The 14,290-nt window shown below is 44.6% G+C and carries 10 protein-coding genes; 8 read left to right on the top strand and 2 right to left on the bottom strand.

Annotated features, from left to right (window positions below):
* Positions 1–343 precede the first annotated feature (343 nt).
* Complete coding sequence (locus DWZ40_RS01210) at positions 344–1,981, bottom strand: polysaccharide biosynthesis protein (RefSeq protein ID WP_118540319.1); 1,638 nt, start codon at positions 1,979–1,981, stop codon at positions 344–346.
* A 245-nt stretch (positions 1,982–2,226) separates the two neighbouring features.
* Here DWZ40_RS01210 and recJ point away from each other — a divergent pair, with 245 nt between their 5' ends.
* The 4 genes from recJ (at position 2,227) to DWZ40_RS01190 (ending at position 7,163) form a co-directional block, all read left to right on the top strand.
* Positions 2,227–3,954, top strand: coding sequence for a single-stranded-DNA-specific exonuclease RecJ (gene recJ / locus DWZ40_RS01205; RefSeq protein WP_243035145.1), 1,728 nt, complete (start codon positions 2,227–2,229; stop codon positions 3,952–3,954).
* A 245-nt stretch (positions 3,955–4,199) separates the two neighbouring features.
* Positions 4,200–5,447, top strand: a complete 1,248-nt coding sequence (gene glyA / locus DWZ40_RS01200; RefSeq protein WP_118540317.1) for a serine hydroxymethyltransferase — start codon at positions 4,200–4,202, stop codon at positions 5,445–5,447.
* Between the two features lie 216 nt (positions 5,448–5,663).
* Entirely contained in the window at positions 5,664–6,620 is a 957-nt protein-coding gene (locus DWZ40_RS01195) for a 3-hydroxyacyl-CoA dehydrogenase family protein (RefSeq protein WP_182431579.1), read from the top strand.
* Positions 6,621–6,632: 12 nt separating this feature from the next.
* Positions 6,633–7,163, top strand: a complete 531-nt coding sequence (locus DWZ40_RS01190) for a hypothetical protein (protein WP_118540315.1) — start codon at positions 6,633–6,635, stop codon at positions 7,161–7,163.
* Positions 7,164–7,165: 2 nt separating this feature from the next.
* On the opposite strand, the gene DWZ40_RS01185 is transcribed toward DWZ40_RS01190, so the two are convergent.
* Entirely contained in the window at positions 7,166–8,131 is a 966-nt protein-coding gene (locus DWZ40_RS01185) for a LysR family transcriptional regulator (protein WP_147354119.1), read from the bottom strand.
* Positions 8,132–8,284: 153 nt separating this feature from the next.
* Between DWZ40_RS01185 and DWZ40_RS01180 the strand changes: the two genes are divergently transcribed.
* Genes DWZ40_RS01180 through DWZ40_RS01165 form a run of 4 tightly spaced genes read left to right on the top strand, consistent with a single transcriptional unit; the run spans position 8,285 to position 14,203 of the window.
* Positions 8,285–10,750, top strand: coding sequence for a pyruvate formate lyase family protein (locus DWZ40_RS01180; protein ID WP_182431577.1), 2,466 nt, complete (start codon positions 8,285–8,287; stop codon positions 10,748–10,750).
* Between the two features lie 41 nt (positions 10,751–10,791).
* On the top strand, positions 10,792–11,700 hold the full coding sequence (locus tag DWZ40_RS01175) for a glycyl-radical enzyme activating protein (protein ID WP_118540312.1): 909 nt from the start codon (positions 10,792–10,794) through the stop codon (positions 11,698–11,700).
* A 17-nt stretch (positions 11,701–11,717) separates the two neighbouring features.
* Entirely contained in the window at positions 11,718–13,016 is a 1,299-nt protein-coding gene (locus tag DWZ40_RS01170; protein WP_118540311.1) for an SLC13 family permease, read from the top strand.
* A 59-nt stretch (positions 13,017–13,075) separates the two neighbouring features.
* A complete protein-coding gene (locus DWZ40_RS01165; RefSeq protein ID WP_182431576.1) occupies positions 13,076–14,203 on the top strand; it encodes a CapA family protein in 1,128 nt (375 codons plus the stop codon).
* The last annotated feature ends 87 nt before the right edge of the window (positions 14,204–14,290 follow it).

Genomic DNA, 14,290 nt, shown 5'->3' with positions numbered 1-14,290 from the left:
AGTCCGAAAGCCCCCGCCCCGCCATGCGTAAGCGCATTCACGCCTGTTTTCACCCGTTTTGCTCCGCCGCCGATTGATCGTTTCTCCGCTAACTCGCTCACTGCGTTCGCTCAGACAGAGCTCCGAAACGATCGCTATGCTCACAAAACGGGCTGCAACAGGCTAAAAGAATGCGCTTACGCATGGCGGGGCGGGGGCTTTCTACTGTACTGGCTCCACTACATAAAAAACTGCAACCACTGCTGAAATGGCTGAAAATAAGCTAATGCTTAGCCAAATTAGTAATGGTTGCAGTTTTTTTCGTACACGCCCGGACCTTCTATTTGTTACTGTGCGATATTGTTTACATGAGGTGCAGTTTCCGGCACAGGCGCAGGATCCGCATTCCGAATGGCATGTCCGGGAGTTCTTCGGCGGTGACGGCTTTGGTCAGGATGATCAGGAGTCCGTAGATGACCATCGCGGCCGGAACACTGACGAGAAGTCCCAGCTGGTAATAGCCGGTGACATGTTCGATCACGTTATAGATCAGGAAAGCAGCGGCACCCATCAATGCGGCAGAAATTCCCGGAAGCAGGAAGGTCGTCCGCACTTCCTGGCGGTAGTGGAGTGCTCTTCCGATGGCGCGCCAGTTTAAGAGGCAGACCACCAGGGCAAAGGTTACATTGCCGATGACCAGGCCATAGACACCCCAGTTTAAATACTTTAACATGACATAGACCAGTGCGGCATGGATCACCAGGGAGATTGCAGAGTGCGTTACGGATTTGCGCATCAGGTCAATTCCCTGTAAAACCGCGTTGGTGACGGTAGAGAGGGAAAAGAAAATGACAGCCGGGGATCCTAACATCAACAGGTTGGTCGTCAGCTGACGGCTGTCGTGGAAAATCAGCCGCAGAACCGGAGTTGCCAGTGCCGCCATGCCGAACGCACAGGGAATCGCAATCAGCATGTTGAATTTGATGGTGAGGCGGATTTTGTACATGACATCCGCCTTGTTTTTCTGGGCGCGGGAGCGCACGATACTTGGGATCATGGAAGTACCCAGGGAGGAAGCTACGGCTACCGGTACATTGGAAAGCAGGCGGTATTTGCCGCCGTAGATGCCTAAGAGGGAAAGGCGTTCTTTTTCTGTAAGACCTTTTCCACTCATCAAGAAGCCGAACATGGAGTTATCCACAGAACCACTTAACTGATACACAAATTGGCTAAGAATGATCGGGGTCAGAGTCAGAAATAACGCGGTGTATATATGCTGCCAGCTTTCCAGGCGGTCTGTCTGCGGCTTCCGGAAAGCTGCCGCATTCTGTTTGCGGTAAAGGAACATCAAAAGAGTCAGGAATACAAAGGCAGCCAGTGCGCCGGAAAGGGTACCGAGGGTACCTCCCGCAGCGCCGTAGGCAGCCGGAGTTTCCCGGTTTGCAAACCAGTGCATGAAAGCAAAGGAAGCAGCTACGCTGATGACGGCATTTACGACCTGCTCAATAACCTGGGAGATGGAGGTCGGTACCATATTGCCAAGTCCCTGGAAATAGCCGCGCACCACACCCATAATGGAAAAGACCAGAATGGTCGGTGCCATAACTTTCAGCGGCAGGGCACTGTTGGGGCTGTTAAAGATGTGGACGGTGATCCAGTCTGCGCCAAACAGCAAAAACAGGGTCATAAGGCCACCGGCGATAAGGCCAAAGAGCAGACCTGCCCGGAAAACACGCTGGACATCCTGAATCTTGCCGTGCACGCGTCTTGCTGCGATCAGCTTGGAAATGGCGAGCGGCAGACTGTAGGAAGACAGGATCAGACCAATGTTATAAATTTCGTAGGCTGTGTTGTAGTAACCGATTCCCTCGTCTCCGATGGCGCGGGTCATGGGAATCTTGTAGAGAAGTCCGATAAAGCGGACGATGATACCGGCTGCGGCGAGAATGCTTCCCTGTACCAGGAAGTTGCCGGAGTCGGATTTTTCCTTATTGTTACCCATACGTAAATTTCTCCTTTAGTAATTGCATCTGGACAAAACGATATCTGTATATAGAAAAAGTTTTGCCGGAACAGTAACAGTATATCCCATCGGCGGTATGATTGCAATCTGGAAATGGGAGGGGAGATATGGTAGAATGATTACTGTTGTGACCTGGCTTGTTCCGGACGGACAAGTCTGGCAGAGCATGGATTTTCGTTGGGGCGCGGCATGTTTTGATAGTTATGAAAGGATCATGATATTATATGAAGAATAATCAGGAGTCTGTCTGGATGCTTCAGACAAAACGGGCAGATTTTAACGGAATCGCCACACGGTTTCATATCAGTCCGGTCACGGCGCGTATCCTGCGAAACCGTGATGTAGAAGGCGAGAAAGCGATTGACCGTTATTTAAATGGAACCATCGACCAGCTTTACGATCCCCACCAGATGAAGGATATGGACAAGGCGGCTGCTTTGATCCTGGAAAAGATCCGGCAGGGGGTCCGCATCCGCATTGTGGGTGATTACGATATCGACGGGGTGTGTTCTACCTATCTTTTGTACCGGGGACTGACCCGGTGCGGCGGGCAGGTCGATTACCAGATTCCGGAGCGCATCCGCGACGGGTACGGGATCAACGAATCCATCATCCAAAAGGCAAAGGAAGACGGCATCGACACCATTGTCACCTGTGACAACGGCATTGCGGCGCTGGAACAGATCAAGCTGGCAAAAGAACTTGGCATGACGGTGATTGTGACCGATCACCATGAGGTAGTCCGCGCGGAGGACGGCAGCCAGATTCTGCCACAGGCAGATGCAGTCGTGAACCCGCACCGGGACGACTGTTCGTACCCGTTTGCCGGAATCTGCGGTGGTGTTGTTGCATACAAACTGGTGCAGGTGCTCTATGAACAGAGCGGACTACCAAAGCAGGAATGGCTGGACATGCTGGAATTTGCAGCCATTGCAACCGTCGGTGATGTGATGAAGCTGCAGGATGAGAACCGCATCATTGTGCGCTGGGGCTTAAAGCAGATGCCGTATACCGCCAGCGCCGGTCTGCGGGCGCTGGTGGAAGCCTGTGGTCTGGATATCTTCGACCTGACAGCGTATCACATCGGCTTTGTGATCGGACCATGCCTAAATGCGAGTGGACGGTTAAAGACCGCACAGCTGGCACTGGAGCTGTTGCTGTGCGGAGAGAATGATTCCCGGGCAGAAGCGCTGGCGACAGAACTCAAAAATCTGAACGAGGAGCGCAAGGACATGACCCAGGCCGGTATGGAGCAGGCTTTTGAGCAGGTCGATACTAAGCTTTTCGAGGACGATGTTCTGGTCGTATACCTGCCGGACTGTCACGAATCCCTGGCGGGAATTATTGCCGGAAGAGTGCGCGAAGCTTACAATAAGCCTTCGTTTGTACTGACAAAGGGTGAGGACTGTGTAAAAGGTTCTGGCCGTTCCATTGAAAGCTACCATATGTATAAGGCACTGTGCGGTGTGCAGGATCTGCTCCTGAAATTCGGAGGCCATCCGATGGCAGCCGGTTTCTCTTTAAAAGAGGAAAATGTGGAAGCATTCCGCCGCCGCTTAAATGAGCATTCCACACTTACGAAAGAAGATTTCATTCCAAAGATCTGGATCGATGTGGCGATGCCGCTGGAATACATATCCGAAGCGCTGGTAAACGAGTTAAAGAGCCTGGAGCCGTTTGGGCAGGGCAATGAAAAACCGCAGTTTGCCCAGAAAAATTTGCGTATCCGCAGTGTGCGGGCCATCGGCCGCAACAACAATGCCGTCCGGATGACGGTGGTGACCGAGCAGGGGCGACCCATGGAAGCTATGGTCTTCACCGTGGCAGACGAGTTCGTGGAAGAGGCAAAAGCAAGCCGGAGCATCGATGTGGTCTACTACCCGGATATCAATGAGTATAATGGGAACCGCACACTGCAGATTGTGGTGCGGGCATATAAGCTACATTTTTGAATCTTCTTTCTTGACACATGGAAAGCACTGTACTATAATCGACTGTAAATAACTGCGAAGGCGCTGGAAAAACCTGTAAATGGCAATGATCCAGTGCCTTTGTCACAACATGGCAGTCCGGCATTTCGGAATTGCCGCATGGTGCAACGGTTTTATTTCTTTGCGGTTACATAATCACAACAAAGGAAAGTGGATGCCTGGAGAGAACCAGAGAGCGGGTATCTGCGGAAAAGGAGACAAAGTCCATGGTAAATGAGGTAATGAAGTTTATCGAAAACTATGACCCGGAAGTCGGCAAGGCAATCGAGCAGGAAGCCGCACGTCAGAGAAGAAATCTGGAGCTGATCGCTTCTGAGAACATCGTATCTGAGCCGGTCATGATGGCAATGGGAACCGTACTGACAAACAAATATGCAGAGGGTTACTCTGGAAAGCGTTATTACGGCGGCTGCCAGTACATCGATGTGGTAGAGACCATTGCAATCGAGCGTGCAAAGAAGCTGTTCGGCTGTGAGTATGCCAACGTTCAGCCGCACTCTGGCGCACAGGCAAACATGGCAGTATTCCTGGCTATGTTAAAACCGGGTGACACCGTACTCAGCATGAGCCTCGACCATGGCGGTCATCTGTCTCACGGAAGCCCAGTGAACTTTTCCGGCCTTTACTTCAACATCGTATCCTATGGTGTAAACGATGAGGGCTTCCTCGATTACGACCAGGTAGAGCGTCTGGCTGTAGAGCATAAGCCGAAACTGATCCTTGCAGGTGCAAGTGCATACGCAAGAGAGATCGACTTTAAGCGTTTCCGCGAGATTGCAGACAAGGTTGGCGCATACCTCATGGTAGATATGGCACACATCGCAGGTCTGGTAGCAGCAGGCGAGCATATGAGCCCGATCCCGTACGCAGACGTGGTAACCACCACCACCCACAAGACCCTGCGCGGACCGAGAGGCGGCATGATCCTGGCAAGCAAGGAGTCTGCTGACAAGTTCAACTTTAACAAAGCCATCTTCCCGGGAACCCAGGGCGGTCCGTTAGAGCATGTGATCGCAGCAAAGGCAGTATGCCTGGGCGAGGCATTGAAGCCAGAGTTCACCGAGTATCAGAAACAGGTTCGCAAGAATGCGAAGGCACTGGCAGCAGCACTGGTTGAACGGGGATTCAAGCTGTTAACCGGCGGTACCGACAACCACTTAATGTTAGTAGACCTGCGCGGCATGGACGTCTCTGGTAAGGAACTTCAGAACCGTTGTGATGAAGTATTCATCACCCTGAACAAGAACACCGTTCCGAATGAGCCGAGAAGCCCGTTCGTAACCTCCGGCGTCCGTATCGGAACCCCGGCTGTTACCACCCGTGGTTTAAAGGAAGAGGATATGCCGAAGATCGCAGAGTGCATCTGGCTGGCAGCAACCGATTTCGAGAACAAGGCAGATTACATCCGCGGCGAAGTAACGAAGCTGTGCGAGAAATATCCGCTGTACGAATAGGATAAATAATCGTATAAGGAAAAGGAAAACCACCGTTAAATAGCCTATTATACATGGCTTTTAACGGTGGTTTTTCATTGGAGCTGTAAAGTGCAGGAATGTTTTACTTGTGGTTATGATTTCCAAAGCATAAATATATTTCCAAAAAGGAATTTTAAGAAAAAAACATATATGCCATAATAAGAATATAAAATTGCGAGGAGGTGCATGATGAATATGGATAAAACAGTATTTGCAATTGTAGGAACAGGCATGATGGCATCTGGATTAGGAACATTAACTGCGGGGCATGGTTATAAAACATATATTCTGGCCAGAAAGATGGAACGTGCAGAGGCCTGCGAAAAGGTAATATATGATAATTTTATGCAAATGGTTGCGCATGGTCTTATGGAACAAGAACAATTAGAACAATGCATGGGATATCTTGTATTTACGACAGATTATTCTGAAATGGCAGATGCCCAAATGGCATTTGAATGTGTGTCAGAAGCAAAAGATATGAAATATTCTGTGTATCAGCTGCTTGAAGAATATTGTCCGGATCTGAAAGCAATTGGTTCGGTCAGTTCGTCTATTGTGCCAAATGAACTAATCAAAGGTGCCGGAAAATATGCAAACAGAATTCTGGTTACGCACCCATTTAATCCTCCGTATCTCGTTCCTTTTTTTGAAATGTGTGCAGCAGATAAAACAGATCCGTCTGTAGTTATTTATGTAAAAGACATACTTCTTGCATTGGATCGAAAACCAGTAGTACTAAAAAAACCAACGCCTGGATTTATTGGAAATCGATTACAATTTGCATTGTGGCGAGAATGTCTTGCTTTGGTTGAAGAAGGTGTATGCATGCCGGAAGATGTAGATGCCTGCCTGGCATATAGCTTTTGTCCGCGTTACACTTCCATTGGTATTTTCCAGCATTTTGATCAGGGCGGTTTGGAATTAAATGCAGCTGTTTGCAGGAATACATGGCCGGTTTTATCGTCTCGAACGGAAATTCCCGAATTTATGAAAGACTTAATGGAAAAGGGATATATGGGAGCGAAATCTCCATCTAAGCGAGGCTTTTATGACTGGAATGGTGTGGATATGAAAGCGTACGCAGAGAAGGTAAGCGAACCATACTGGAAATTCTGTAACTGGGACTTTCTGAGAAAAGAAAGTGAGTAAGGGAGAAAACAAATGAATATATTAAATGATGAGATTTTTTATAATGACGACGGAGGCATGGGAAAATATATCGTAAATAAGCTTCAGCTACCGCCGGCGCAGGCAGATCCAGAAACAGTAAAAAAATATGAAAGATATGGAAAAAGGGTTTTGTGGATTGATGATTCGGTTGTTCCTGGTTCTTTTCAAATGAATGCATCCTGGTATAAACATTCTAATATGTATGTAATTACAGAAAGTTATCAAAAAGGCACTGATTTTTTGAAACCGCATAAGCATGAAACGGATGAAATCGTAGCGTTTTTTGGAGGAAATCCGGAGGACCCGGAAAATCTGCATGGTGAGATCATATTTTATATCAATGGCGAAAAACATATCATTACGAAAAGTTCTTTTATTTTCCTTCCAGCAGGAATAGAACATGGACCACTGCTCATTCAAAAAGTGAACTCTCCGATCTTCCATTTTTCCTGCGTTCTTCAAAAACAGTATGCGGCAAAGGTTGATGCAGTGCAGGACGAAAATAATGATACGTCGGATTAAGTCTATAGATTGTTGGTCCTTTTATAGACAGTTCTATAATTGAGAACACAATGTTTCAGATCTTTCACCATACGGGAAGATTGATTTTTTAGTGTCAAAAAGTATAAATTTGTACAGCCGGTCCAGTCGGAAATACGTAAGAAATGGATTCCTGTTGGCTGTGATGTGGGAATATGTGAGGTGGTAACTGCAATTTTACGCACAGTAGCGAGCTGAAAAACAGTATCGTCATAGCCTTGCAGATTCATATAATTTAAGTGCATTCCTTTTTCTTTGGCAATGCTGATCCATGAGTCAGTTGCGCGTGCACTTTGATAGTCATTTGCGTTTGGAAATGGAAAGGCAAATGTAAAATCTTCCAGCTCTTTTAAACAAATTTCTGTCCGGTTAGGAAAGTATTGGTCGGAAATACCTACATACATTTCTTTTTCACTGAGCAGATAGGTGACATCTAGTTTGGAGTGGCGTTCACCAAAGTAGGAATCGAGCGGAAGGGAATCATGAAATGTGATAAATGCAGCATCAATTTTACCGGAAATGAGGTGGCGGATCAATTCATCCGCTGCCTCTTTTTTGATGGAAAGCTGAAGCGCAGGTTTTTCAAACAGAAAATTGGAAATAATTGCCTGTTCGTGAATGTTTCCGTAACGAGGCTGGGAGCCGATCTTGAGGAGTGTAGAGTTTTCATTTTTTAGCTGCTGGATCTGCTTTTTTAAGTAGGAGTATTCATCGATAAGGCGTTTAAAAGATTCGATTACCATATTACCTTCTGGTGTGAGCTCCAGATATTTGGAACGGTTACTGCGAACAAAAATCTGTATTCCGAGTTCTTCTTCTACGTGATTAACATATTTTGTAATCAAAGAAGGCGAGTACGGAAGATAAAAGGAAGCATCGGCAAAGCTGGTATAGTTAGGAAGATCACAAACGAGTTGTATTTCTGCTAGTGTCACGAAACGTACCTCCATGTAGACTGATGCATCTATTATACAACTGGATTTCCAAAATGTAAATTTATATCGATGAGAGGAATTCTTTAACTTTAAAATTCATGAGATAATAGACGCATGGAAATTATGAGGGGAGATACAAGAAAATCAAAAAAGAATAGGAGGAAACCGATGGGAGTTGTGGAAGCATTATATGAAAATGAAGTGGACTGTGTGGCTTGCGACAAAGTGAATGCAATAACACCGCGCGTGAAAAAAAGGCTGGATGCCCGAGCAAACGCGGTCGAGCACATTGCAGTGGAACGAGCACAAATTGTGACAGAATCGTGGCAGCAAAGTGATGGTGAACCATTGGATATAAGGCGTGGTAAGCTATTTAAAGCCATCATGGAGAAAAATCCAATCGCTATTCATGAAGATGAATTGATTGTCGGTTCACAATCAAAATATCTGATTGGTGCATCGCCCTGCATTGATTATAATCCCTCGATTGCTTATGAGGCACTAAAGAGTTTTGCCGATGTTACATCCGATTACGATGACACGAAATCGGGTGCGATCAGTTTGGAAGAGCGAAAAATACTGAAAGAATGCACCGATTACTGGAGTGGAAGATCTGTATCAGATCAGGTGTTACAATGCAATAGACAACGTTTTCCATGGATTAGCGACTGGGACCGGGCTGGATTGATCAATGGAGGAAAGGCAGGAATGCCGCCGGGAGCTAAAAATGTAAATTATGGTTGGGTGATTACGCGTGGTTTGGAAGCAATCATCAATGAAGCAAAAGAGCGCAGAGAGCAGTTAGAGTTTTGGGATGATCCCAAAGGTGATAACGAAAAATACAGCTTTTTGACGGGAGTTATTTTGGCATTAGAAGGAGCAATTACTTTTGCAAAACGTCATGCACAACTGGCCAGAGAAATGGCAGAAACCGAAAAGAATGCAGTTCGAAAAGAAGAATTATTGCGGATTGCGGAAGTCTGCGAGCGGGTTCCGGCTAAACCGGCGAGAAATTTTTATGAGGCATGTCAGTCTTTTTGGTTCACGCATTTATGTGAAAACTTAGAGTGTTCATTCCAGGCTGAATCTCCAAGCCGGATAGACCAGTATTTGTATCCGATGTATAAGAAGGATGTTCTGGAAGAGAAAACTTTGAGCCGACAAAATGCAGCAGAATTGTTTGCTTGTGTCCTTGTGAAGATTAACGAAATATCTGTAGTGAAAAACAATTACGAAAAGAATAATATCCCAGGTACAACGCTGCAGGCAACAACTCTTTGCGGACAGACTTCAGATGGCAGAGATGCTTCTAATGAATTGTCTTATTTGATTCTGGAATGTCAGGCGCAGGTAAATTTACCGCAGCCACCGATTTATGTACGTTATCACAAAAATATAGATCGTCGTGTATGGCTTAAAGCAATAGAAGTAAATATTCGCAGAGGCGATGGAAATCCGGCCTATATGAGCGATGAAACCCGAATTCCAAGCTTTGTGGAACGTGGCATTGAGTTGGAGGATGCAAGAAACTGGAGTGCACTTGGCTGTGCAGGATCTCTGATTGGCGGTTATTCCACACATGGCGGTTCACTGGGCATTAATTACATTAATCTTGCGAAAATTATGGAACTGGTCATGTATGACGGAATGGATCCAAAGACAAAGGTACAGATTGGACCTCATACCGGGGATTCGAAAAACTTTACCTGCATAGAGGAGTTTGTTGAAGCATTTAAAAAACAGTTTGATGTACTAATTGGTGAAATGGCAAAAGCAGCACGTGTATCTGCATTTGTTGATATTAATAGTTTTCATACTCCATATTTATCTGCATTATTAGGTGACTGTATTGAAAAAGGTATGGATGCAAGAGCTGGCGGTGTTAGGTACCCATCATTTTTATATCATATTGCGGACCGAGGTCTTCAGGATGTTGCGGATTCTCTAACTGCAATCCGGAAAGTGATTTTTGACGATCAGAAGATGACCGTGAAGCAATTGCTTGAGGCCATGGATGCTGATTTTGAAGGGTATGAATATGAACGCGCGTTGCTGAAAGCAGCACCGAAATATGGAAATGATGATGACTATGCAGATGCGATTTTTGATGACTTGTCAGTATGGCTGCAGAATCGGATGTATCACGAGAAAAATCCGTTTGGCACACCATTATGGGCCGGACGATCTGGAGCAATGGCACATGTGACATTCGGACGAAAAACGGGACCATTGCCAAGTGGTCATAAGAGTGGGGAACCTATTGCAGATGGTTTCTGTTCTCCGTCACAAGGATGCGATACCCATGGCCCGACTTGTGTATTCAATTCCGCTTCTAAAGCAGTACATGTAATGAATTCGACAGCGGCGCTGATGAATATGAAATTTGACAAAAGGCTGTTTAAAAACAAGGAAAATATCAATAATTTAAGTTCGTTGATGGAAGAATACTTTAACCATGGCGGCTTTCATGTGCAGATCAATATCATTGACCAGAGTCTGCTTAAGGAAGCAAATGAACATCCAGAAAATCATTCCAATTTAATGATACGTGTAGCCGGATATTCTGCCTTTTTCGTAGATTTACCAAAAGGATTACGAGAGGAAATTATTTCGAGAACAAGTGAAGCTTTGTAATGGTTTTTCAAAAGTAGGAAATTAGAAACAGGAGACCTGAAATGAGAGAAAATACTGCACAAATTTTTAATATTCAGCACTTTTCAACGGAAGACGGACCAGGAATCCGTACAACGGTCTTTTTTCAGGGATGTCCTCTTTCCTGCATATGGTGCGCAAATCCAGAATCCCAAAAGGAATATCGCCAGTTGGCACATCGATCTTCTCTTTGCATAAAATGTGGAACATGCATACAGAACTGTTCGGAAAAAGCACTATATGCAGAAGCGGGTAAAATCTGTATTGATCGGAAAAAATGTATCCGGTGCGGCACATGCACAGAGGTATGTCCATCACATGCAATGTTTTTTTACGGGGAAGAGAAAAGTTTGAATTCTGTATTTGAAGAGGTTATACGTGATGAACGGTATTATCAAAACTCGGGAGGTGGGATTACCTGTTCAGGCGGGGAATGTATGCTGCAGCCACAGTTTGTGGGTGGTTTATTGAAAATGTGTAAAGAGCGTGGAATACATACAGCGGTTGATACTTGCGGCTATTTCTCAACAGAAAATTTGAAACTTGTACTTCCATATACGGATTTGATGTTATTTGATTTAAAACATATGGATCCGCAGAAACACCGTGCGTATACATCACAGGAAAATAGCCTGATTCTGAAAAACCTAAAAGAAATTGTACAATCAGGTATACAGATTTTTATACGGATTCCGATCATCCCAGGCTATAATGATTCAAAAGAAAATCTCATAGAAACTGCGAAATATGTGAAACAACTCGATTCGTCATTGCCTGTGGATTTGCTGCCGTATCATCGATTCGGAGAAGGAAAATACAAAATGCTTGATATCCCTTATAAATTACATGGTGTGCAAGCACCGACAGAAAAAGAGATGGAAGAGTATCAGGGTATTTTCACGCAAATGGGTCTGATTTGCAGGAAACACTAAAAACAGGGGGAAATATTATGGTAAATGGTTCAATTGTATTATTGTGTTTATTTGGCGTTGCACTTGCTATTTTTTTAAATTATAAGTGGAATCTGAACATGGGTATTTCAGCACTGGTATTTTCATTCATCATCGGTGTCTTATTCTTAGGAATGCGGGTGAAGGAAGTTATTGCTTTGTTTCCTACCAGTGTCTTTTTCCAGGTAATGTCTCTTTCTTTGTTTTTTGGTTATGGTGTTATTAATGGTACAATGGATGCCATTGCGAAGAAACTATTATATGCGACAAGAAAAAAACCATATATGATTGTGTTTGCATTGATGGCAGTTGGTTTCGTACTGGGAATTTTAGGTTGCGTACCGCCTGCGGCAGGAGCAATTCTGGCGGTAATGTCATTTAGTATTGCAGTTCCATCAGGAGTAAATCCGTTAATCTGTGCATCAATTGGATTTTCAGCAAATGCAGGATCCTTTGTTCGTTGGGGAGCGTCAGGAGCAATTATCGATGCAACGATTGCAGCAAATGAATATGAAACAGTATCCGCGTCTTATACATGGAGCATTTTTGCAATTTCTGTTTTGATTACGATTTTGGTTATTATGATGTGTTTCTTTATTTGGAAAGGCTATAAGATTACTGAGATTGTTGGAATGGAAAAACCAAAGGATTTTTCACCAGAACATAGGAAAACATTGCTTCTGATTGGTCTTGTCGTGTTCTTTGCAGTTGTACCAGGTATTTTCAAAACATGGAAGATAGGCGGAAGCTTTGTCAAATCGTTAGCAGGTTTTTGTGATATTCAGGTACTTTGTCTTATTGGATTTATTATTGCAAAATTTATGAATCTTGCAGATCAGAGAAAGGTAATTGGAGCTGTACCGTGGAACACATTGATTTTGCTTGCAGGTATTTCAACTTTGATGAGTGTTGCCGTTCAGGCTGGTGCTGTTGAGATTATTTCAGGCTGGCTGGCAGGTAATGTTCCTACACTACTGCTTCCATGTTTTATGTGTTTATTGGGTGGTTTCCTCTCGGCTTTCAGTGGTGGAATTACGACGGTGTTTCCGATGGTTGCGCCGATTGTGCCGGCTCTTGTTAAAGCGTCAGGAGCAAATCCTATGCTTCTATTCTTAGCAACGGTATTAGGTGCACATTTCACTTCTATGTCTCCGTTTTCAACGGGCGGTTCTGTGTTTATGGGTATGAACCGGGATGAGTCTATTGCGAAAAAACTTGTTACGGGGCAATTGGTTGTGTGTCTGGTGGCAATTGCAATTTCCTGTATGCTTGCTACAATACTTGCTTTGGTAATGTAAAAGGCATTGCATAAAAATGAAAATACGGTATGGTAAATTTTAGAAAATGGAGGATTCATATGAGCGAAAAAATGTTATATTTTGTCGGGGATACGGCTCCAAAACGAGATGATATGGATAGTATTTTCGCTAAGACAGGTGACTTTTTACGAAGTGCCGATTTGCTGTTTGGTCAGTTAGAGGCTGTAGTCACAGATAAAGGAGCACCAGCCTGTCAGTCAAGACTTCCGCTTCGAATTTATCCGTCAGCTGCAGAAACACTAAAACGTGCAGGTTTTGATGTTATGTCCAATGCCGGAAATCATATTATGGATTGGGGATACGAAGGCTATTACGATACCATGCATCATATGAAAAAGGCAGGAATAGACATTGTCGGTGCGGGCGATAATCTTGATGAAGCACGCAAGCCGGTAATTAAGGTGTTGGACGATGGAACCAAAATAGGTTTTTTGGCATATTGTTCAATCTTGCCGCAGGATTACTGGGCGCTTCCAGATCGTCCGGGAGCAAATCCAATGCGGGGAATTACAGCAGCTCCGTGTAAGGAACATGATCAGCCTGGTACACCAGTACGGATTTTCAGCTGGCCGCATCCAGATGATCTGCAGAATATGTTGGACGATATTGCGGCATTACGGCCTCAGGTCGATATTTTAGTAGTATCGCAGCATTGGGGGATTCATTTTACTCCTGCAGTTATAGCGGATTATCAAAGATATGTTGGACATTTTGCGTTGGATGCAGGTGCAGATATTGTAGTGGGACATCATACGCATATATTGAAAGGAATCGAAGTATATAAAGGAAAACCATTGGTATATTCTTTGGCTAACTTTGCGACAGAAGGTCCAGCGGCTTATTTTGAGGGAAAGCAAGGTTTGATCCATGATTCCCGCCATGGCGATATCCGCCAGTTGAATGAAGATTTTAAAAAGAATCCAAAGAGGACAATGCCGTTTGATTCTTGCATGACAATACTTCTAAAAATGATCGTAGAGAATAAAAAAGTGAAACAAGTATCGTATATTCCAGTGTGGATTGATGATGATACGTTTATTCCTGAGATTGTTAAACCGGATGATGAGCGTTTCATGAAAATTATTAATTATATGACTGAGATTACAGAGAGCCAGAACATAACTCCACATTTCACAATAAAAGGTGAAGAAGTTATCATTGGATAAAAGTTTTTATATCGTCTTATCCCTGCCCTCACTATTGCGGCATAAAAAAACACTGTTGAGAAGCCTAGTTCACATGGCTTTTCGACG

The sequence above is a fragment of the Clostridium sp. AF32-12BH genome, assembly GCF_003477935.1.
In the GTDB taxonomy this organism is placed as follows: Bacteria; Bacillota; Clostridia; order Lachnospirales; family Lachnospiraceae; genus Brotaphodocola.
This window is presented reverse-complemented; position numbering and strand designations above follow the sequence as displayed.